The organism is Pseudomonas benzenivorans (assembly GCF_024397895.1).
GTDB lineage: Bacteria > Pseudomonadota > Gammaproteobacteria > Pseudomonadales > Pseudomonadaceae > Aquipseudomonas > Aquipseudomonas benzenivorans_A.
In genome coordinates this window covers 4,199,345-4,220,836 of sequence record NZ_CP073346.1, presented here as the reverse complement: position 1 = coordinate 4,220,836, position 21,492 = coordinate 4,199,345, and the positions used below count along the sequence as shown (strand labels likewise).

Annotated in this window: 17 protein-coding genes and 5 tRNA genes; 4 read left to right on the top strand and 18 right to left on the bottom strand. The window is 66.3% G+C overall.

The features are described from left to right. The first annotated feature begins 55 nt into the window (after positions 1–55). Positions 56–802 carry an SDR family oxidoreductase gene (locus KDW96_RS19855; protein WP_255837942.1) on the top strand — a complete coding sequence of 249 codons (747 nt, stop codon included), beginning with the start codon at positions 56–58 and terminating at the stop codon, positions 800–802. Positions 803–804: 2 nt separating this feature from the next. Here the strand turns inward: KDW96_RS19855 and KDW96_RS19850 are convergent, their stop codons facing one another. From KDW96_RS19850 to KDW96_RS19810, 9 genes are all read right to left on the bottom strand, one after another. Beyond that, a complete protein-coding gene (locus tag KDW96_RS19850; protein WP_255837941.1) occupies positions 805–1,782 on the bottom strand; it encodes a tRNA dihydrouridine synthase in 978 nt (325 codons plus the stop codon). Positions 1,783–1,856: 74 nt separating this feature from the next. Next, positions 1,857–2,306: an acyl-CoA thioesterase gene (locus tag KDW96_RS19845; RefSeq protein ID WP_255837940.1), complete on the bottom strand. Its 450-nt coding sequence runs from the start codon at positions 2,304–2,306 to the stop codon at positions 1,857–1,859. 184 nt (positions 2,307–2,490) lie between these two features. Further along, on the bottom strand, positions 2,491–4,143 hold the full coding sequence (locus KDW96_RS19840; protein WP_255837939.1) for an ABC transporter ATP-binding protein: 1,653 nt from the start codon (positions 4,141–4,143) through the stop codon (positions 2,491–2,493). Continuing rightward, the gene (locus KDW96_RS19835) at positions 4,133–5,071 is read right to left on the bottom strand and encodes an ABC transporter permease (protein ID WP_255837938.1); all 939 of its coding nucleotides are present in this window, start codon (positions 5,069–5,071) and stop codon (positions 4,133–4,135) included. Before KDW96_RS19835 ends, KDW96_RS19840 begins: the two co-directional genes overlap by 11 nt. Beyond that, positions 5,068–6,024 (bottom strand): ABC transporter permease, encoded by a 957-nt coding sequence (locus KDW96_RS19830; protein WP_255837937.1) that lies wholly within the window; start codon positions 6,022–6,024, stop codon positions 5,068–5,070. The genes KDW96_RS19835 and KDW96_RS19830 overlap by 4 nt, the downstream gene beginning before the upstream one ends. Before the next feature lie 37 nt (positions 6,025–6,061). After that, positions 6,062–7,657, bottom strand: a complete 1,596-nt coding sequence (locus KDW96_RS19825; RefSeq protein ID WP_255837936.1) for an ABC transporter substrate-binding protein — start codon at positions 7,655–7,657, stop codon at positions 6,062–6,064. 132 nt (positions 7,658–7,789) lie between these two features. Beyond that, positions 7,790–9,283 carry an aldehyde dehydrogenase family protein gene (locus KDW96_RS19820; protein WP_255837935.1) on the bottom strand — a complete coding sequence of 498 codons (1,494 nt, stop codon included), beginning with the start codon at positions 9,281–9,283 and terminating at the stop codon, positions 7,790–7,792. Then, the gene (locus KDW96_RS19815) at positions 9,280–10,389 is read right to left on the bottom strand and encodes a mandelate racemase/muconate lactonizing enzyme family protein (RefSeq protein ID WP_255837934.1); all 1,110 of its coding nucleotides are present in this window, start codon (positions 10,387–10,389) and stop codon (positions 9,280–9,282) included. Before KDW96_RS19815 ends, KDW96_RS19820 begins: the two co-directional genes overlap by 4 nt. Then, positions 10,386–12,014, bottom strand: coding sequence for a GMC family oxidoreductase (locus KDW96_RS19810; RefSeq protein WP_255837933.1), 1,629 nt, complete (start codon positions 12,012–12,014; stop codon positions 10,386–10,388). The genes KDW96_RS19815 and KDW96_RS19810 overlap by 4 nt, the downstream gene beginning before the upstream one ends. A gap of 181 nt (positions 12,015–12,195) precedes the next feature. Here KDW96_RS19810 and KDW96_RS19805 point away from each other — a divergent pair, with 181 nt between their 5' ends. Next, positions 12,196–13,089 carry a LysR substrate-binding domain-containing protein gene (locus KDW96_RS19805; RefSeq protein WP_255837932.1) on the top strand — a complete coding sequence of 298 codons (894 nt, stop codon included), beginning with the start codon at positions 12,196–12,198 and terminating at the stop codon, positions 13,087–13,089. Between the two features lie 67 nt (positions 13,090–13,156). Here the strand turns inward: KDW96_RS19805 and KDW96_RS19800 are convergent, their stop codons facing one another. The 9 genes from KDW96_RS19800 to uvrB all read right to left on the bottom strand — a co-directional run bounded on the left by KDW96_RS19800 (position 13,157) and on the right by uvrB (position 19,851). Beyond that, positions 13,157–13,996 (bottom strand): alpha/beta hydrolase, encoded by an 840-nt coding sequence (locus KDW96_RS19800; RefSeq protein ID WP_255837931.1) that lies wholly within the window; start codon positions 13,994–13,996, stop codon positions 13,157–13,159. An 11-nt stretch (positions 13,997–14,007) separates the two neighbouring features. Continuing rightward, positions 14,008–14,547, bottom strand: coding sequence for a TetR/AcrR family transcriptional regulator (locus tag KDW96_RS19795; RefSeq protein ID WP_255837930.1), 540 nt, complete (start codon positions 14,545–14,547; stop codon positions 14,008–14,010). A 182-nt stretch (positions 14,548–14,729) separates the two neighbouring features. After that, positions 14,730–14,805, bottom strand: a tRNA-Glu gene (locus tag KDW96_RS19790). Positions 14,806–14,855: 50 nt separating this feature from the next. Further along, positions 14,856–14,931: transfer RNA gene (locus KDW96_RS19785), tRNA-Ala, on the bottom strand. 50 nt (positions 14,932–14,981) lie between these two features. After that, positions 14,982–15,057 (bottom strand) — tRNA-Glu (locus KDW96_RS19780). 64 nt (positions 15,058–15,121) lie between these two features. Then, positions 15,122–15,197 (bottom strand) — tRNA-Ala (locus KDW96_RS19775). A gap of 123 nt (positions 15,198–15,320) precedes the next feature. Beyond that, a complete protein-coding gene (gene gltX, locus KDW96_RS19770; protein ID WP_255837929.1) occupies positions 15,321–16,802 on the bottom strand; it encodes a glutamate--tRNA ligase in 1,482 nt (493 codons plus the stop codon). Positions 16,803–16,834: 32 nt separating this feature from the next. Beyond that, entirely contained in the window at positions 16,835–17,755 is a 921-nt protein-coding gene (locus tag KDW96_RS19765) for a LysR family transcriptional regulator (protein ID WP_255840571.1), read from the bottom strand. 80 nt (positions 17,756–17,835) lie between these two features. Then, the gene (gene uvrB, locus KDW96_RS19760; protein ID WP_255837928.1) at positions 17,836–19,851 is read right to left on the bottom strand and encodes an excinuclease ABC subunit UvrB; all 2,016 of its coding nucleotides are present in this window, start codon (positions 19,849–19,851) and stop codon (positions 17,836–17,838) included. Positions 19,852–20,038: 187 nt separating this feature from the next. Between uvrB and KDW96_RS19755 the strand changes: the two genes are divergently transcribed. Together KDW96_RS19755 and KDW96_RS19750 are read left to right on the top strand one after the other, a co-directional pair. After that, positions 20,039–21,235: an amino acid aminotransferase gene (locus tag KDW96_RS19755; protein ID WP_255837927.1), complete on the top strand. Its 1,197-nt coding sequence runs from the start codon at positions 20,039–20,041 to the stop codon at positions 21,233–21,235. 66 nt (positions 21,236–21,301) lie between these two features. Further along, positions 21,302–21,377: transfer RNA gene (locus KDW96_RS19750), tRNA-Asn, on the top strand. Positions 21,378–21,492: the final 115 nt, after the last annotated feature.

The window sequence follows — 21,492 nt, the reverse complement described above, 5'->3', positions numbered from 1 at the left end:
AAATGTGGACGGCCGATAGAATTTCAACCCTTATCCCAGACCGAGAGGAGTATCCATGGACAAAGTCATGCTGATCACCGGCGCCAGCCGCGGCATCGGCGCCGCCACCGCGCGCCTGGCGGCCGCCCGCGGCTATGACCTGTGCCTGAACTACCGCCAGCAACGCGAGGTGGCCGAGGCCCTGGCCGCGGAGCTGGTCGCGGCCGGCGGCCGGGCCATCGCCGTGCAGGCCGACGTGGCCGAGGAACAGCAGGTCATCCGGCTGTTCGCCGAGATCGACCGCCAGTTCGGCCGCCTCGACGTGCTGGTCAACAACGCCGGCATGCTGGAGACGCAGATGCGCCTGGACCAGATGGACGGCCCACGCCTGCAGCGGGTGTTCGCCGCCAACGTGTTCGGCAGCTTCTACTGCGCCCGTGAGGCGGTGAAGCGCATGTCCACGCGCCACGGCGGCCAGGGTGGCGCCATCGTCAACCTGTCGTCGATCGCCGCCCGCCTCGGCGCGCCCGACGAGTACATCGACTACGCCGCGGCCAAGGGTGCGATCGACAGCATGACCCTGGGCCTGGCCAAGGAAGTGGCCGGCGAAGGCATCCGCGTCAACGCCGTGCGCCCCGGGGTGATCGATACCGAGATCCACGCCAGCGGCGGTGAGCCGGGCCGGGTCGCCCGGGTCAGCCAGGGCGTGCCCATGGGTCGCGGCGGCCAGGCAGAGGAAGTGGCCGAAGCCATTCTCTGGCTGGCCAGCGAGCAGGCCTCCTACACCAGCGGCGCGCTGCTGGACGTCAGCGGCGGGCGCTGAGCTCAGGCAATCGCCAGTTGCTCCGGCAGCGCCGGAACCTCGACGCCGAGCAGGGCGTCGATCCGCGCGCAGTCGTTTTCCCGGCGCAGCAGGGCGAACAGCTCCACAGCCTGCGGATAGCTGCGGGTCAGCATGGCCAGCCACTGCTTGAGGCGCCCCGGCGCGTAACGCGGGGACAGCTTGCGCCGGGCCTGCAGCCAGAAGTCGGCGAGCAGGGGCTGCAGCTCGAGCCAGTCCATCTCGAGCACCGGCTGGCCGGCCCGGGCCGCGGCGATCTGCCGGGCCAGGTCGGGCCGCGCCACCAGGCCACGGCCGAGCATGATGTCCTCGACCCCGCTGACCTCACGACAACGGCGCCAGTCGTCGAGGGTCCACACCTCGCCATTGGCGAACACCGGCACCGCGACCGCCTCCTGCACCCGCGCCACCCATTCCCAGTGGGCCGGCGGCTTGTACCCCTCGACCTTGGTCCGCGCATGCACGACGATCTGCGCCGCGCCGCCCTCGGCCAGGGCGCGGGCGCAGTCGAGGGCGCCGTCCTTGTGCTCGAAGCCCAGGCGCATCTTCGCCGTCACCGGAATGTCTGCCGGCACCGTGCGTCGCACCTCGCGGACGATGGCATGCAGCAGCTCCGGTTCCTTGAGCAGCACCGCGCCACCGCGGGACTTGTTCACCGTCTTGGCCGGGCAGCCGAAGTTGAGGTCGATCACCGGCGCGCCCAGTCGGCAGGCGAACGCGGCGTTGTCGGCCAGGCAGGCGGGATCGGAGCCGAGCAGCTGCACGCGCAGCGGCGTGCCGGCGCGGGTCCTGGCGCCGCGGAACAGCTCGGGGGCGAGCTTGCGGTAGGTCGAGGCCGGCAGCACCCGATCGCTGACGCGGATGAACTCGGTCACGCACCAGTCGACGCCGCCGACCCGGGTCAGCACGTCGCGGAGTATGTCGTCGACCAGCCCTTCCATGGGCGCCAGGGCAATCTGCATAGGGAAAACTCTCGAAAAAACGCCGCGTAGTGTACGCGGCGTGGCGACTTGGATGAACCAGGCGGCGACGGGCGCTACAGCTCTAGAGGAAAGGGCTGCCGCAGGGCGCGGCCGTATCCCTCGACGAATTCGACGGGCATGCGCTTGGGCTTGCCGCTGGACAGCTCGATGCAGACGAAGGTGGTCTTGGCCCGCAGCAGGGTCAGGCCGTCGGCCGGGCGGATCAGCTGGAAACGCCGGTCCATCTTCAGCCGCTGGTCGGACTCGACTATCCAGGTGGCCATCTGCAGCTCCTGGTCCTCGTAGGCGCTGGCCAGGTAGTCGACCTCGTGGCGCACCACCGCCATCGCCCGATCGAGGCGACGGTACTCGGCCAGGTCCAGGCCCAGGTACTGCGAATGGCGCCAGGCGCAGCGCTCCAGCCAGCTGACGTAGACCGCGTTGTTGGCATGACCGAGGCCGTCGATGTCCTCGGCGGCCACACGGATATCGATGACGAACGGGTCGGCCAGGTCCCAGTTCATCCCTGTTGCTCCTGACCAGCCCGCTCGGTCGCCGACCAGAAGACGGCCGTGCGCGGCATGCGCTCTTGCTTCACCCTCATCGCTTCGCTCCTGATTCGAATCGCCGGCCCGGCTCCCGGGCGACGCGCCCGGCATTATAGGGGCCAGGACGAGACCTGGGAGCCTGGGCGCCGAAATCGGCGCCCTAGGCGTCCGACCGCCCCGGCTCCCCACGCCCGGCCAGGCGTCGGGTCAGCCAGTCCGGGTCCATTTCCGGAACCGAGCCGAGCAACAGGTCGGTGTACTCATGGTGCGGCGGCGTGAATACCTGCTTGAGCGGCCCCTGCTCGACCACCTTGCCCTGCAGCATCACCACCACCTCGTCGGCGATGCCCTTGACCGTGGCCAGGTCATGGGTGATGAACAGGTAGGCCAGACCGAGTTCCTTCTGCAGGCGTTCGAGCAACTTGAGGATGCCCTTGGCGACGATCTGGTCGAGCGCCGAGGTCACCTCGTCACAGATGATGAACTCAGGCTCGGCGGCCAGCGCCCGGGCGATGCAGATGCGTTGCTTCTGCCCCCCCGAGAGCTCGCCCGGCAGGCGGTCGATAAACCTGTTGGGCTCCAGCTCGATCTGCTCGAGCAGCTCGCGCACCCGCTGCTCCCGGGCCTGGCCCTTGAGGCCCAGGTAGAACTCCAGGGGGCGGCCGATGATGTCGCCGATGCGCTGGCGCGGATTGAGCGCTGTGTCCGGCATCTGGTAGATCATCTGCATGTGCCGCAGCGAATCCTTGCGCCGCTGGCGATAGTCGCCGGCCAGTGCCTGGCCCTGGAACAGCACCTCGCCCTGGGTCGGCGGCAGCAGACCGGTGAGCACCCGCGCCAGGGTCGACTTGCCCGACCCGGATTCGCCGACCACCGCCACGGTGGAGCCTTTGTGGATGTTCAGGGAAACGTCCTGCAGCACCTTCAGCGGGCCGTAGGCGGCATGCACATCGCTGACCTTGACCAGCGGCTGGTCCACCGGCCGCTCCTTCGGCTCACGCTGCAGCGAGCGCACCGCCCACAGCGTCTTGGTGTAGGGCATCTTCGGGTCGGCGAGCATGCTCCGGGTGTCCGACTCCTCGACGGTCAGGCCGTGGCGCAGCACCTTGATCTGGTCGGCCATCTGCGCCACCACCGCGAGGTCGTGGGTGATATAGATGGCGGCGGTGCCGAACTGCTGGACCAGATCGCGAATGGCCGCCAGCACCTCGATCTGGGTGGTCACATCCAGGGCCGTGGTCGGCTCGTCGAAGATGATCAGGTCGGGACGGCAGGCCATGGCCATGGCCGTCATCGCCCGCTGCAGCTGGCCACCGGAGACCTGGTGGGGATAGCGCAGGCCGATCCGTTCCGGATCGGGCAGGCGCAGGCGCCGGTACAGGTCCACCGCGTCGGCGCGCGCCTCGGCCTCGCTCATCACCCCGTGCAGCACGGCGGTCTCGGCATACTGGTCGATCAGGGTGTGCGCGGGGTTGAAGGACGCCGCGGCGGACTGCGCCACATAGGCGATGCGCGAGCCCCAGAGCTTGCGCTTCTGCTCTACCGGCAACTGGGCCAGGTCGACGCCGTCGAACAGGATCTTGCCGCTGCTGATCCGGCAGCCAGGCCGCTCGTAGCCCATGGCCGCCAGGCCGATGGTCGACTTGCCTGCGCCCGACTCGCCGATCAGCCCCAGCACCTCTCCCCGGTGCAGGCTGAGGTCGACGCCCTTGACGATCGGTTGCCAGATCTCGCCGCTCTGCCCTTCGATGTGCAGGTCGGAAATCTGCAGCAGCAGCTCGCCGCGCGTGCGTTCTTGTTTATCAATGCTCATCGCGCAGACCACTCGTCTTGTGTAGGAACCAATCGACCACGAAATTGACCCCGACGGTCAGCACGGCGATGGCGGCGGCAGGCAGCAGCGGCGTGATGTCGCCGTAGCTGATCAGGGTGGCGTTGTCGCGCACCATCGAGCCCCAGTCGGCGGTGGGCGGCTGGATGCCCAGGCCGAGGAAGCTCAGGGCGCTGATGAACAGGAACACGAAGCAGAAGCGCAGGCCGAATTCGGCCACCAGCGGCGGCAGGATGTTCGGCAGGATCTCGCGGAACATGATCCAGCCCACGCCCTCGCCGCGGATGCGCGCCGCCTCGACGAAGTCCAGCACCGCGACGTTGGCCGCCACTGCCCGGGTCAGGCGGAATACCCGGGTCGAATCCAGCACCGCGATGATGGCGATCAGCACCGGCACCGCGGTGCCGAAGATGGTCAGCAGCAACAGGGCGAAGATCAGCTGGGGAATGGCCATCATCACGTCGACCACCCGCGCCAGCGTCTGATCGACCCAGCCGCCGAGGGTCGCCGCCAGCAGGCCGGCGGCGCCGCCGATGACGAACGCCAGGAGGGTGGTCAGCGCGGCGATGCCGATGGTGTTGCGCGCGCCATAGAGCAGACGGGTGAGCATGTCGCGGCCGAGGTTGTCGGTGCCGAGGAGGAACTCGCTGCTCCAGGGCTCGAACTCGGCCGCGACGATCTGCGATTCGCCATAGGGCGTGAGCACCGGCGCGAACAGCGCGGCGAACACGTAGGCGAGGATGATGACCAGGCCCAGCTTGGCGGTCCAGGGGGCCCTGACCAGCTCGCGCCAGGCCGAGCGCCCGGCACTGCGCGGGGCGACCAGGGGAAAGGCCTCCAGGGCCTGATCGGTTTCCGGCACACCTTCCTCTGGCCCTGTGCCGGCGACAGGAGAAATTCGCTCGCTCATCGGGGATGCCTTAATCGTGGGTTGCTGACCACCGACAGGATGTCAGCGGTCAGGTTGAGGAGGATGTAGGTGGCGGCAAAGATCAGGCTGCAGGCCTGAACCACCGGCACGTCGCGCTTCTGCACCGAGTCCACCATCAGCTGGCCCATGCCCGGATAGACGAACACCACCTCGACCACCACCACGCCGACCACCAGGTAGGCGAGGTTGAGCACCACCACATTGATGATCGGCGCCCAGGCATTGGGCAGCGCATGGTGCATGATGATGCGCCAGCGGCCGACGCCCTTGAGGGTGGCCATCTCGATGTAGGGACTGGCCAGCAGGTTGATGATCGCCGCCCGGGTCATGCGCATCATGTGCGCCACAACCACCAGGGTCAGGGTCAGCGACGGCAACGCCACGCTGTACAGACGCTGTCCCAGCGATTGCGTCTCGTCGACGTTGGCCAGACTGGGGAACCAGCCGGCGTTGACCGAGAGGAACAGGATCAGGATGTAGGCGACGAAGAATTCCGGGAAGGAGATCGAGGTCAGGGTCACCGCATTGATCGTGCGATCGAACAGGCCGTTGCGGTACAGCGCCGCTAGAAAGCCCAGGGCCAGGGCCAGGGGCACCGAGATCAGCGCTGCCACCACGGCGAGGAACAGGGTATTGGCGAAGCGCCCGCCGAGCAGCTCGCCGATTTCCCGGCCATTGGCCAGGGAACGACCGAAGTCGCCCTGGATCAGGCTGCCGAACCAGTCGAGGTAGCGGATATGCAACGGCTGGTCGAGACCGAGGGACTGGCGAAACGCCGCGACGGTCTCCGCGGTCGCCGACTGGCCGAGGATCTCGGTGGCGATATCCCCGGGTAGAAACTCCATGCCGAGGAAGATGATCAACGACACGACCCAGAGGCTGAGGCAGCCCAGCGCAATGCGCTGGGCCACCATCTTCAGGAGCTTATTCATGGTTCCAGGCTCCTACTGCGAGAGGGGAACGCTACCGTCACACGAACCACCAGCGCTCCGCGGCCCGCAGCCCGTCCAGGTCCCAGTTGGAAGCCAGGGCATCGTGGCCGACCTTCTTCGAGGTGGCACCGACGTAGTTGGCGAACATCGGCAGCAGCGCGCCGCCGTCGTCGCGCAGCAGGACCTGCATCTCGCCGTACATCTCGGCGCGCAACTTCTCGTCGAGTTCGGCACGCGCGGCGACCAGCAGGGTGTTGAAGCGCTCGTTGTCCCAGAAGGTCTCGTTCCAGGCGGCGCCCTTGGCGTAGGCCACGGAGAAGGCCCAGTCCTCGGTCGGCTTGCCGCCCCAGTAGGACATGGACCAGGGCTTCTTCATCCACACGTTGTCCCAGTAACCGTCGTTCGGCTCGCGCATCACGTTGATGTCGATACCGGCCTTGGCCGCGTGTTCCTTGAACAATACCGCGGCATCCACGGCGCCGGCGAAGGCGGCATCGGCAGCGCTCAGATCGACCTTGAGAGTGCTCAGCCCCGCCTGCTTGAGGTAGAACTTGGCCTTCTCCGGGTCGTACTCGCGCTGCGCCAGCTCCTTGTTGAAATAGCGGTAACCGGGGCTGATCGGATGGTCGTTGGCCACCTCGCCATAGCCGCGCAGCAGGGTCTGCACCAGGGCCTTGCGGTCCAGGGCATGCTTGAGCGCCATGCGCACGTTGTTGTCCTTGAACGGCGCCAGGGTGGTGTTCATCGGCAGGGTGTAGTGCTGGCCACCGTTGACCGAATACAGATCGAGGCCGGCGATGCGCTTGAGCAGGTGCACGGTCTTCAGGTCGCAGCGGTTCATCGCATGGATCTCGCCCGTGGTCAGGGCGTTGGTGCGGGCCGCCACATCGGTGATGACCAGGAACTCCACTGAATCGAACCAGCCGCGGTCGTCCTTCCAGTAGTTGGGGTTGCGCTTGACCCGGGCGCGTACGCCGGGGTCGAAGCTTTCCAGGACGAAGGCGCCGCAACCGACCGCCTCGGTGGCGTTGATCACGCCGTCCTTGGCCGGCAGGATCGGCAGGTGGTAGTCGGACAGCAGGAACGGGAAGTCGGCATTGCCACCGCTGAGGGTGATGACCACGGTGTCCTTGCCGTCGGCCTTGATGTCGACGATCGGGTCGACGATGGACTTGGCCGCCGATTTCGAGGCTTCGCCGCGGTGGTGGTTGAGCGAGGCGATGACGTCGTTGGCATCGAGGGTCTTGCCGTTGTGGAATTCGATGCCCTGGCGCAGCTTGAACGTCCACTGCTTGGCGTCGCCGGAGGAGTCCCAGCTTTCGGCCAGCTCGGATTTCAGGCCGCCGGTGTTGGTCACCTCGGTCAGGTAGTTGTGCACCGCGTGGCCGACCGACTGCATGTAGTTGTCGGCGTAGGTGGCCGGGTCGAAGGAGTCGGTGGTCGAGCCGGCGCCGATGCCCAGCTTGAAGTGCCCGCCCTTCTTCGGCGTCAGCGTGGCCGCCTCGACCCGTCCGACCAGGGAGCCGGCCAGGGCGACGCTGGCGCCGGCGGCGACCATGCTCATCATGAAGGTGCGTCGATCGATCCGCCCCTGGCGGAAGCGCTCGGCGATGTCGTCGAAAATTGTGCTCATGAGTTGTTCTCCTTTAATTGGCTGTCTTATTCGGATGTAGCTCAAAACAACATCAACAATGGCGGGTCAGTCTCCACGCCGCCCCGAGTGCCTCGACGATAAATATCCCAGCAAATGCCATGCCAGCACGCATCAGATGCGCGCCGTGACGGACTTGACCCGGCAATAGGCGCGCAGCCCTTCCAGGCCCTTCTCGCGCCCGAATCCGGACATCTTGTTACCACCGAATGGTGTCTCAACGCCACCGGCATAGTACTCGTTGATATAGATCTGACCGGCGTCTATATCCCGCGCCAGACGCAGGGCCTTCTTGATGTCGCGGGTGTAGATGCCGGCGGCCAGGCCGAATTCCGTGCCGTTGGCCAATGCCAGGGCCTCTTCGGGGGAGTCGGCGACCTGCACCGAGAGCACCGGCCCGAAGATCTCCTCCTGCACCACCCGGTCCTGGGGGCCGACGCCGTCCAGAATGGTCGGCTGGAAGAACCAGCCGCTGCCGCTGGCCTGATCCACCGTCGCCGAGCCGCCGGCGGCGACCCGCACGCCGCGGACCTTGGCGTCGTCGACATAGCCGGCGATCTTGCTCAGCTGATCCAGGGAGGTGATCGCGCCGATCTGCGGGTTGCGCAGGCCGTGGCCATGGCTGAGTTTGCCGGCCAGCGCCGCCAGGCGCTCGATGAACGTGGCGTGAATCGACCGCTCGATCACCAGGCGCGAGCCGGCCGAACAGATCTGTCCGGAGTTGGAGTAGATGGCCCAGAGCACGTCTTCCAGCGCGGCGTCCATGTCGCAGTCGGCGAGCATCACCATCGGCGACTTGCCGCCCAGCTCCAGGGTCACGCTGGCGACGTTGCGCGCCGCCGCCTGCATGACCGTGCGGCCGGTATTGACCGAGCCGGTGAAGGTGACGTGACGGACCTTCTCGTGGGCCACCAGCGGCGCGCCAACGGCGACGCCCGTGCCGGTCAGCACGTTGCACACGCCGTCGGGCAGACCGGCGTCGCGGAGGATCTCGGCCAGCATCAGCGCGGTCAGCGGCGTCTGCTCCGCCGGCTTGACCACCACGGTGCAGCCGGCGGCCAGGGCCGGGGCTATGCCGCGCACCATGGTCGAGGTCGGGTAGTTCCAGGGGATGATATGGGCGGTGACGCCCACCGGCTCCAGGCTGGTGTAGGACACATAGTCCATGCCCAGGGGCAGGGTCTCGCCCTGCAACTTGTCGGCCGCGCCCGCGTAGTACTCGAACAGCCGGGCCGCAGAGCGGATATCGCCCTGGGCCTCGGCCAGGGACTTGCCGTTATCCAGGGTCTCCACCACTGCCAGGCGCTCGGCATTGGCACGGATGGCCTCGGCGGTGCGCTGCAGGATGCGCCCGCGCTCCGCCGGTGCGACCTTGCGCCAGCACTCGCGGAAGGCGCGATCGGACGAGGCGACCGCCGCCTCGACATCCTCGGCATCGCCGGCGGCGAAACGGGCGAAGGCCTTGGCCGTACCCGGGTCGAAGGTTTCCAGGGTCTGCCCGGAGGCGGCGGGACGGAACTTGCCGTCGATGAAGTGCCCGCTCGGCAGTCCAGCCAGAGTGCCGGTGGCGAAGTATTCGCCGATCAGTTGTTCGGTGGTGCTGGTCACTGCTGTACCTCGCTGAGCTGGTAGGTGGATTTCGCCAGCCACTCCGGCGCGATTTCGACACCCCAGCCGGGTGCCTCGGAGATGAGGATGCCACCGTCCTCGATGCGATAGGGCGACTCGACGAACAGGCCCTCCTGCCACGGATAGTAGTCCGGTCCTTCGATGGAGAATTCCAGGTACTTGCCGGCGTTGGGCAGCGCCTTGAGGTAGTGCATGGTGAACAGGGTCACCATGGACAGGTTGGCGCAGTGCGGGGTGCAGGGCAGCCCAGCCTTGGCGGCCATCTCGGCCACCTGCATGGAACGGGTGATGCCGCCCAGATAGAGGATGTCCGGCTGCACGATGTCGACCGCGCGCATGTCGATCAGCCGCCGCCAGGTGGCCAGGTCGCAGTCCTGCTCGCCACCGGTGACGGCGACGTCCAGGGCATCGGCCACCTGCTTGGTCTGCTCCAGCTCCCAGTAGGGGCACGGCTCCTCGAAGTGCTCGATGCCATGCTGCTCCAGCAGGCGGCCGACCTCGATGGCCCGCTGTGGCGAGAAACCCGAGTTGGCGTCCACCAGCAGCGACACCTGATCGCCCAGCGCCTGGCGGATGGCCGGGACTATGGCCTCGGTGCGCCCCGGCCACTCGTCGACGTCATGCCCGCACTCACGGGCGACGCGGAACTTGAAGGCATCGAAGCCGAACTCATCGCGCAGGCGCAGCAGGCGCTGGGCCTCGTCCTCGGGCGTGATGTCCCGACGCATGGACGAGGCATAGGCACGCAGGCGGCCCGGCGTGCCGCCGAGCAACGAAACCACCGGTTTGCCTTCCAGCTTGCCGCGCAGGTCCCACAGGGCTGTATCCAGCCCCGCCATGGCCCGGCGCAGATAGGAACCGGGATACTTGTGCTCGCGCTCGGGTATCTCGCGCATCAGCGCGGCGATGTCCAGGACGTCCGCGCCCAGCGCCCAGGGCGCCACCTGACGGTGGAAAACCTGGGCGGTGATGTCCGAGTTGTAGGTGGACAGCTGGCCCCAGCCCACGGAGCCGTCGTCGGCGGTCACCCGGACGAAGCCGACGAACTCGTTGCAGAAGGTTTCCAGCTTGTTGATCTTCATCATGCGACGTCCTGTTGTTTCTGGTCCGCGAGAATCATGTCGGCAGCTTTCTGCGCGACCATGATGGTCGGCGCATTGGTGTTGCCGGAAGTGATGGTAGGGAAAATCGACGCATCGACGACGCGCAATCCTTCGAGCCCGTATACCCGCAACCGCGAATCGACCACCGCCTGCCTGGCGTCCGGCCCCATCGCGCAGGTGCCCACGGGATGGAACACCGAGCCACAGCGCTCCCGGAAGTCTTCGACTATCTGCTCGTCGGTCATGCCGTCCAGGTAGGGCGGAATCGCCTCCTTGATCAAGCGGCGCATCGCCTCGGTACGGGCCATCTGCTGAATGAAACGGCCGCCGGCGATGACGTCGGCGATGTCCTGCTCGGCCGACAGGTAGTTGGGGCGAATGCTCGGCGCGGTCTTGGGGTCGGCCGAGCTGATGTCGACGCGCCCCCGGCTCAGCGGCCGGCAAGGCTGGAACGACAGGATGAACCCGGAAAAGGGATCCGGATTCATCAGCGGACGCTTGCCCGCCGGCGCGGTGGAATAGGTGATGGGGTTGAAGTACAGCTGCAGATCCGGCGTCGGGGCGTCCGCCCGCGAACGCACGAAGCCGCCGCACTGGTTGACGCTGACACTCAGCGGCCCCTTGCGGCTGAGCACGTAACGCAGGCCGGCGGCCAGCTTGCCGCTGATGGGGTGCAGCTGGTCGTTGAGGGTCGGTTCGGTGGCCTTGTAGAAGTAGCTGACGGCGATGTGATCCTGCAGTCCGCCGCCAACCGCCGGCTGGTCCAGCACCGGCTCGATGCCATGCTGGCGCAGCAGCGCGGCAGGGCCGACGCCGGACAACTGCAGCAGTTTGGGCGAGTTGATCGCGCCGGCGCTGAGGATCACCTCACGACGGGCCCGGACGACATGGACTCGACCGTGCTGCTCGTACTCGACGCCCACCGCGCGCCGCCCCTGGAACAGCACCCGGCGCACCAGGGCATGGGTCTCCAGCTGCAGGTTGGCGCGGCCCAGGGCCGGGCGCAGGAAGGCGTCGGCCGAGGAGCAGCGTACGCCTCTGCGGGTATTGATGTGGTAGATGCCGACCCCTTCGGGGTTCGGGCCATTGAAATCATCGGTGTAGGGCAGGCCCATCTCCTCGGCGGCGGCGAAGTAGTGCCGGCGCAAGGGATGCATCTCGTTGCTGACGTCCGAAACATGCAGTGGACCGCCGGGCGCGGCCTTGCCCGACGCGTCGACCCGACATTCGGAGCGCTCGAAATAGGCCTTCACATCCGTCCAGCCCCAGCCGGCGTTGCCCAGCTGCCGCCAGTCGTCGAAGTCGCTGGGCAGGCCGCGGCAGTAGACCATCGCGTTGATCGAGCTGGAGCCGCCGATCACCTTGCCCCTCGGCCAATAGCTGCGGCGATTCTTGATCGCTGGCTCCGGCTCGGTCTCGTACTTCCAGTTGACCCGCTCATCGAAATAGGTGCGGCCATAGCCGATCGGCAACTTGATCCAGAAACGCCGATCGCTGCCACCGGCCTCGAGCAGCAGCACCTGGCTGCCGGCGTCGGCGGACAGGCGATTGGCCAGTACGCATCCCGCCGAACCGCTGCCCACGATGATGTAATCGAAATCCGCCATTTCAGCCATGCTTGTGCCTTGAGCGCCCAGTCGTCCTGAGAAAGATGGCAAGCGCAGCACCGGGGCCCGAGCGGGGCCGCGCCGAACGCTGACCTTGTGGGAAGCCATCATTCGCGTAAGCTGCCCTTAAAACAAGCAAGCAAATAAACCCCATTGGGGTCGAAAAATTTAAAGGTCAGTCATGAGCTACACCCTGCCCCACCTGCCCTGGCTACGCTCCTTCGAGGCCGCCGCACGCAACCTGAGCTTCTCCGCCGCCGCCGGCGAACTGCACCTGACGCCCGCGGCAGTGAGCCTGCAGGTCCGCTCCCTGGAGGAGTACCTGGGCTTTCAGCTATTCGAGCGCCTGCCGCGCGGCGTGCGCCTCACCGACATGGGCCGGGCCTACTTGCCGTCGGTACGCAAGGCATTCGACGAGCTGTCGTTGTCCACCGCCGGCCTGTTCGGCAGCAAGGGGGATCGCTCGGTCACCATCCGCTCGACGGCATCGTTCGCCCAGCTCTGGCTGGCCCCGCGCCTCAATGGCTTCCTGGACACCTATCCAGAGATCGAGGTCCGGCTGTTCACGGCGATCTGGGCCGACGCGCTGGAAGCGGACCAGGCGGATATCGATATCCGCTTCGGTGACGGACGCTGGGAGGGGTTCGAGGTCGAGCCGCTCAGAAAGGAGCCGTCGATTCCGGTGTGCAGCCCCAGCTGGCTGGAGCGGGCGAAGGATCCCGGGGCCCTGGCCCAGCTGGCCCAGCAGCAGCTGATTCACATCATGGGCTGCGAAGACCTGTGGACCCGCTGGTTTCGTGCGGCCGGCATAGAGGACTACCGGGCCGCCAAGGGCATCCAGGTCGACTCCTCGCTGATCGCCCTGGAGCTGGCGTGCGCCGGCTCGGGGTTCGCCCTGGTGCTGCGCAGCTTCGCCGAGCCGCACATTGCGTCCGGCCGGCTGGTTTCACCGTTCGCCGGCGAACTGGCCATCGAACAGTCCCACTACCTGCTGCTGCCCGAAGGGGAAACGCGCCCGCGCCCGGACGTGCTGCTGTTTCGCGAGTGGCTGCTGGAGACCGCCAAGTCGGCCTGAGGATGGCGGCCGCTACTCTGGACGCAGCGGCCGATGAGAACTGCCGGTGACCGGCAGGCGCGACGCCTCAGGCCGTCAGCGGCACCACGGCGGCCTCGCCGACACTCTCGAGCAGACGCAGGGTTTCGCCGATCAGTCGCGGATCGGCAAGCAGGCGCTGGTGCCCGCCCTGCTCCAGACGCAGCAACTGGCTGTCGAACCAGGCGTGATGGATCGCCTCGGCCTCACTGTAGGGCACCTTGGGATCGTCGACGGCATGCACGATCAGCCCCGGCATATTCAGCTGATACTGCGCCACGTCGATCTGCTTGGCCGGCATGCCGGCCTTCTCCTCGACCAGGCGGACGAAGTGCGCGCCGGCCTTCGCCGACAACCCCATGTACTGGGCGAAACCGCGCAACATGGTGAGAATCCGCCCGGGCGCGGCAATGGTCACCACGGCCTCGGCCTGCAACCCCAGCTGGGTCGCCAGCAGGGCGCTGGCGCCGCCCATCGAGTGACCGATCACCGCCTTCAGCGGCGGCAGCTCGCTGGCCGCCTCGAGCATGGCGCGAGCGAACAACACCACGTTCGCCTCCCGCCCCGGGGAACGCCCGTGCGCTGGGGCATCCAGGGCAAACACCGAATAACCGGCCTGCACCAATGCCTTGATCAGCTCGGCGAACTGGGTCGGTCGGCCCTCCCAGCCATGCATCAGCAGCACCGCCGGCCCCTTGCCCCAGCGCAGGGCCGACAGCCCGAAACGCAGGGTGATGCGTTCCGCCTGCGCGAGCAGCGGCAACTCCCAGTCGCGCGGCGGCAGGTTGCGCGGCGTCATAAAGGCGCGACGCATGCGACTCGCCACCAAGCGCGGCGCCAGATAGCCGACCGAAGCGTTGATTCCGCGGATCAAACTCATGCTGCTCATTGCCAGTCTCCTCAGACAATCGCCGCTTTGGCGGCACGCAAGACGCGGTCAGACAGTTCACCGGCTCCCAGCGCCCGCGCCAGCGCCAGACCTCCGACCATCAGGGCAATATCGGCGAGGACGTTGTCCGCCTCTTCCGGCTTGCCCGCCAGCTTTGCCATCATCAACTCCAGGTGCGCGGCCAAGGCCGTGCGGAAGCCCTCCGGCAGGCGGGTCAACTCGCCCAGCGAGCTCGGCAGCGGGCAACCCTGATCGGGCGCATCCCGGTGCTTGCGCGACAGGTAGAACGCCGCCACCAGGGCCCGCCGCTCGGCAGCCGGCAGATTGTCGTCCAGCTGGCCGATCAATTCCTGCCGCTGGCAGAGCATCTGCCGGAAGGCCTCGAGCATCAGGGCATCCTTGCTCTCGAAATGGGCATAGAAACCGCCAACTGTGAGGCCGGCGGCCCCCATCACCTCGGAGACACTCGGCTCCGCCGGCCCGCGCTGCAGCAGCGCGGTTTCCGCCGCGGCCAGAATGCGTTCACGGGTCTGGGCTTTCTTGTGGTTCATGGCCGCCTCCAGGAAATATTATGGTTGAAATATTACATCTATAATATAGCCAGGCAAGCGCTATCGCCTACCGTTGGTCGGCAGCCTCTCTCGAAGAGGGACGGAAGGTATCTGAGGGTAGAAAAACAAAAGGGCCATTCCCTGAAGAATGACCCTTAAAAATCCCGCAGAGCGGGCAAAACTGGCGTCCCCTAGGGGACTCGAACCCCTGTTACCGCCGTGAAAGGGCGGTGTCCTAGGCCACTAGACGAAGGGGACGAATCCTTCGAAGAACAAGGCCAGCGCAGTGGCTGGCCTTGTCGTGGTATTGGTGGAGCTAGACGGGATCGAACCGTCGACCTCTTGCATGCCATGCAAGCGCTCTCCCAGCTGAGCTATAGCCCCGAAACCTTGCGGTCTGGCTGCAGCACCTTAAATGCTGCGGCTGGAAATAGTGGCGTCCCCTAGGGGACTCGAACCCCTGTTACCGCCGTGAAAGGGCGGTGTCCTAGGCCACTAGACGAAGGGGACGCAAAACCCCTGAAACTCAATCGGCTACTGGAACCGATTGTGGCAAGCCTTTCGGCTTCGAGATTGGTGGAGCTAGACGGGATCGAACCGTCGACCTCTTGCATGCCATGCAAGCGCTCTCCCAGCTGAGCTATAGCCCCATCTCGAGGACGGGGCGCATGTTAAGGGCGCCCCCGGGTACTGTCAACAAGATTTTCATCACGTCCCTGTTTTTTTCTGCTGACATAACAAACACTTACCCTAATACCTCGACGGCGAGCCTGTCAGCCGATGGCCGCCAGCAGCTTTTCCCACTCCTTGTTTTCCTTCTTCGACACACCGCCGAGCAGCTCGATAGCCTGGCGCAGGCGGAAGCGCGTGAGGTCCGGACCGAGGATTTCCATGGCGTCGAGCACCGACACCGAGCTGGCCTGGCCGGTGATCGCGGCGAACATCAGCGGCATGGCATCGCGCAGCTTCAGCTCCAGATGTTCGACCACCCCCTGAATGCAACCGGTGATCCGCTCCTTCTCCCACTGGCGCAGGGCTTCCAGCTTCCACAGGATCAGCTGCATGACCTGGCGCACCTGGTCGGGCGACAGCTTCTTGTGCTCGAACAGCTTGGCGTCCAGGCTCAGGCCACCGGCGAAGAAGAAACTGGCCAGGGGGGCGATCTGGCTGAAGGTCTCCACCCGCCCCTGCACGTGGGGGGCGATCTTCATCAGGTAATCGGAGTTGAAGGCCCATTTCTGCGCGCCGGCGGCGAACGCCTCGACGCTCAGCTCGCGCATCCACTGGCCGTTGAGCCAGGACAGCTTCTCCAGGTCGAAGATCGGCCCACCGAGCGACACCCGCTGAATATCGAAGTGCTCGACCATCTCGTCGAGGGTGAACTTCTCGCGCTCGTCGGGCATCGACCAGCCCATGCGGCCGAGGTAGTTGAGCATGGCCTGGGGCAGGAAGCCCATGCGCTCGTAGAAAGTGATGGAAGTCGGGTTCTTGCGCTTGGACAGCTTGCTCTTGTCCGGGTTGCGCAGCAGCGGCATGTAGCACAGCTGCGGCTTGTCCCAGCCAAAGTACTCGTACAGCAGGATCAGTTTGGGCGCCGACGGCAGCCACTCCTCACCGCGCAGCACGTGGGTGATGCCCATCAGGTGGTCGTCGACCACGTTGGCCAGGAAGTAGGTCGGCAGGCCATCGGTCTTCATCAGCACCTGCATGTCCATGCGATCCCAGGGGATCTCCACCTCGCCACGGAGCATGTCCGGCACCACGCAGACACCCTCTGTCGGCACCTTCATGCGCACCACGTTGGGCTCGCCGGCGGCCAGGCGACGCTGCACCTCGTCCTGCGCCAGGTGCATGCAGTGGCCGTCGTAGCGCGGGGTCTGCTTGGCCTCGGTCTGCTCGGCACGCAGCTTGTCCAGGCGCTCGGGGCTGCAGAAGCAGTGGAAGGCATGGCCCTTCTCCACCAACTCGGCGGTGTACTGCTTGTAGATATGGCCGCGCTCGCTTTGCCGGTACGGGCCATGGGGGCCACCGACGTCCGGCCCCTCGCTCCACTCGATGCCGAGCCAGCGCAGGGCGTCGAAGATCTGCTGCTCCGACTCGCGGGTCGAGCGCAGCTGGTCGGTGTCTTCGATGCGCAGGATGAATTCACCACCGTGCTGGCGGGCGAAGCACAGGTTGAACAGGGCGATATAGGCGGTGCCGACGTGGGGATCGCCGGTGGGCGACGGCGCGATACGGGTGCGGACGGTGGTCATGGCGAGTCTCGAAGAAATAGAGCGAAAACCGATTAAGGCGGCGATGTTACCAGCCCCACCGCCGCGGGCTCCAGCCGCCGCCCCTCCCCGACCGGCAGACTGGCCATGAGGAAATCGAGAAAGGTCTTGACCTTCATCGCCTGGAACCGCCTGGAAGGATAGACGGCATAGAGCTCGCCGATCGGCAGCCGGGTCTCGGCCAGCAGTTCGACCAGCCGCCCGGCGCGCACCGCGCTTTCGCAGATCATGCGCGGCAATCCGGCAATGCCGGCACCGGCCAGGGCGGCCTCGCGGGCGAAGGTGATGTTGTTGCAGGCCAGCACCCGCTGGCAGGGGATGATCTCGCCCAGCAACGGCCAGTGGCGCGGCGAGTCATGGGGCAGCAGGATGGCCCGATGCCCGGCCAGCTCGGCCACCGTCAGCGGCGTGCCATGGGCTTCCAGGTAGCCGGGACTGGCGCACAGGCGCCGCTCGGTTTCGAACAGCTTGCGCGCGATCAGGGTGGAGTCCTGGGGCTGGCCGACCAGGATGGCGATATCCACGCCCTCCTCGACCGGATCGACGTGCCTCGAGGTCAGCTCCACTTCGGCGGTGATCTGCGGGTACTGGCGCATGAAGTCGCCGAGCACCCGACCGAGAAACAGCTGGCCGAACTCGATCGGCGCGGTGATGCGCAGCAGGCCGGAGGGCGCCTGCTGTAACTGCATGACGGCCTGCTCGGCCTCGGCGAAGTCCAGCATGATCTGCCGGCAACGCTCGTAATAGGCCTGCCCCACCTCGGTCAGGCGCAGCTTGCGCGTGGTGCGGTTGAGCAGGCGCACGCCGAGCCGCTCTTCCAGCAAGGCGATGCGCCGACTCACCGTCGATTTCTGCATGCCAAGGCCCTGGGCGGCCAGGGTAAAGCTGTGGCACTCGACCACCCGGGTGAAGATCAGCGCGTCATCCAGTCCCATCATGGTTTCTCACAGGCAACAGAGCGCAGGAAGTCTAACGGCCACGGGCGACGAAGGAACAGCGCAAGGGCGGCGTCCCGTCACACCTGCAGCAGGCGCTCGCGCAGCTTGTGGATCTCGTCGCGCAACTGGGCCGCGGCCTCGAACTCCAGGTCGCGGGCCAACTGGTACATCTTCTCCTCCAGCTGGCGAATGCGCTTGGTGATCTCGCTCGGCGAACGCAGCTCGTTCTCGTAGCGCGCGCTCTCCTCCGCCGCCTGGGCCATGCCCTTGCGCTTCTTGCTGCGCGAGCCGGGGACCGTGGCGCCTTCGAGGATGTCCTGCACGTCCTTCTTCACCCCCCTGGGCACGATGCCATTGGCCTCGTTGAAGGCGATCTGCTTGTTGCGGCGGCGCTCGGTCTCGCCGATGGCACGCTCCATGGAGCCGGTCATGCGATCGGCATAGAGAATCGCCCGGCCGTTGAGGTTGCGCGCGGCGCGGCCGATGGTCTGGATCAGCGAACGCTCGGAACGCAGGAAGCCTTCCTTGTCGGCATCGAGAATCGCCACCAGGGACACCTCCGGCATGTCCAGGCCTTCGCGCAACAGGTTGATGCCGACCAGCACATCGAAGGCGCCGATGCGCAGGTCGCGGATGATCTCGACCCGCTCCACCGTGTCGATGTCCGAGTGCAGGTAGCGCACCTTCACGCCGTGGTCGGCCAGGTAGTCGGTCAGGTCCTCGGCCATGCGCTTGGTCAGGGTGGTGACCAGCACCCGCTCTTCGATGGCCACGCGCTTGTGGATTTCTGAAAGCAGGTCGTCGACCTGGGTCAGCGCCGGGCGCACCTCGATCTGCGGATCGACCAGACCGGTGGGGCGCACCACCTGCTCGATCACCCGTCCGGCATGGTCCGCCTCGTAGGGCCCCGGGGTGGCCGAGACGAAGATGGTCTGCGGGCTGGCGCCCTCCCACTCCTCGAAGCGCATGGGGCGGTTGTCCAGGGCCGAGGGCAGGCGGAAACCGTATTCGACCAGGGTTTCCTTGCGCGAGCGGTCGCCCTTGTACATGGCCCCGACCTGGGGCACCGACACGTGGGACTCGTCGATCACCAGCAGGGCCTGATCCGGCAGATAGTCGTACAGCGTCGGCGGCGGCTCGCCCGGGCCGCGCCCGGAGAGGTACCGCGAGTAGTTCTCGATGCCGTTGCAATACCCCAGCTCGAGGATCATCTCCAGGTCGAAGCGGGTGCGCTGTTCCAGGCGCTGGGCCTCGACCAGCTTGCCCGCGCCGCGCAGGTATTCCAGGCGCTCGACCAGTTCCACCTTGATCGCCTCGACCGCCTCCAGCAGGGTTTCCCGCGGGGTGACGTAGTGGCTCTTGGGGTAGAAGGTGAAGCGCGGCAGCTTGCGGATCACCTCGCCGGTCAGCGGATCAAAGGCGGCGATGCTCTCCACCTCGTCGTCGAACAGCTCGATACGGATGGCCTCCAGGTCCGATTCGGCCGGAAAGATGTCGATCACGTCGCCGCGCACGCGGAACGTGGCGCGGGCGAAATCCATGTCGTTGCGGCTGTACTGCAGGTCGGCCAGGCGGCGCAGCAAGGCGCGCTGATCCAGCTTGTCGCCGCGGTCTACGTGCAACACCATCTTCAGGTAGGACTCGGGGCTGCCCAGACCGTAGATGCACGACACCGTGGTGACGATGATCGCGTCCGGCCGCTCCAGCAGCGCCTTGGTCGCCGAGAGGCGCATCTGCTCGATATGGTCGTTGATCGAGGCATCCTTCTCGATGAAGGTGTCGGACGAGGGCACGTAAGCCTCGGGCTGGTAGTAGTCGTAATAGGAAACGAAGTACTCCACCGCGTTGTTCGGGAAGAAGCTCTTGAACTCGCCGTAGAGCTGCGCCGCCAGGGTCTTGTTCGGCGCCAGCACCAGGGTCGGGCGCTGCACCTGGGCGATGACGTTGGCGATGCTGAAGGTCTTGCCGGAACCGGTCACCCCGAGCAGGGTCTGGTGCGACAGGCCCGCCTCCAGGCCCTCGACCATCTGCCGAATCGCCTCCGGCTGATCGCCGGCCGGCTGGAAACGGGTGACCAGTTGAAACTCGGACATGACTAACCTCGACAAGCGGTTGTGACGCAGCCCGATAGCCTACGTCATACCAGGTGAAAAGCGTGCGCCTGCTGTCGCGACGCACGGTATGGGTCGTTATACTAACGGCGCATTTACGCAACCCCCAGCCGCAGTCGTCGCCGGGTGTTGCAGACACCCACCCCTCTGCCTCCGAGCTGCCGCACCCATGAGCCTGTTCTCTGCCGTCGAAATGGCGCCGCGCGACCCTATCCTGGGCCTCAACGAAGCATTCAACGCCGACCCCCGTCCGACCAAAGTCAACCTCGGGGTTGGCGTGTACACCAACGAAGAGGGGCGCATTCCGCTGCTGCGAGCGGTCGCCGAGGCAGAAACCGCGCTGACCGCCAAGCACGCGCCGCGCGGCTACCTGCCGATCGAAGGCATCGCCGCCTATGACCAGGCCGTGCAGACCTTGCTGTTCGGCGCCAATTCCGCGCTGATCGGCGAAGGCCGGGTGATCACCGCCCAGGCCCTCGGCGGCACCGGCGCCCTCAAGGTCGGCGCCGACTTCCTCAAGCGCCTGCTACCGGATGCCGAAGTCGCCATCAGCGACCCGAGCTGGGAAAACCACCGCGCGCTGTTCGAGTCCGCCGGCTTTCCGGTGCGCAACTACCGCTACTACGACGCTTTCAGCAACGGCGTCAACCGCGGCGGCCTGCTGGAAGACCTGAAGAACCTGCCGGCCCGCTCCATCGTGGTGCTGCATGCCTGCTGCCACAACCCCACCGGCGTCGATCTGACCATGGACGACTGGCAGGCCATCCTCGAGGTGCTACGCGAGCGCGAGCATGTGCCCTTCCTCGACATCGCCTACCAGGGCTTTGGCGACGGCATCGAGGAAGACGCCGCCGCGGTGCGCCTGTTCGCCCAGTCGGGCCTGACCTTCTTCGTCTCCAGCTCCTTCTCCAAGTCCTTCTCGCTGTACGGCGAGCGGGTCGGCGCGCTGTCCATCGTCACCGGCTCGAAAGACGAGACCGGGCGCGTGCTGTCGCAGCTCAAGCGGGTGATTCGCACCAACTACTCCAACCCGCCGACCCACGGCGCCAGCGTGGTGGCGGCGGTGCTCAACAGCCCGGAACTGCGCGCCATGTGGGAAGCCGAACTGTGCGAGATGCGCGAGCGCATCCGCGGCATGCGCCTGGCCATGGTCGAGCAGCTGGCGACCCTGGGCGCCAAGCGTGACTTCGGCTTCGTCGCCCAGCAGCGCGGCATGTTCTCCTACTCGGGCCTGACCACCGAGCAGGTGGAGCGCCTGAAGAGCGAGTTCGGCATCTACGCGGTTGGCACCGGACGCATCTGCGTGGCGGCGCTCAACCAGCGCAACCTGCCGTTCGTCACCGAGGCCATCGCCCAGGTCCTCTGATCACCACCAGGGGAGTCGGCAGAGGCTTGACTTCCCCTTTTTAATCAGTAGGATACGCCCCGTTGTTCCGCGATAGCTCAGTCGGTAGAGCAAATGACTGTTAATCATTGGGTCCCTGGTTCGAGTCCAGGTCGCGGAGCCAAATTCGAAAGCCTCGGTTAATCCCGGGGCTTTTTTGTATCCGCCGGACTCTCACCAGGGACTGCGCCCCCGGTTATTCGGCCTGCGGCCTCACCTTTCGGGCCGCGCTAAAGCGC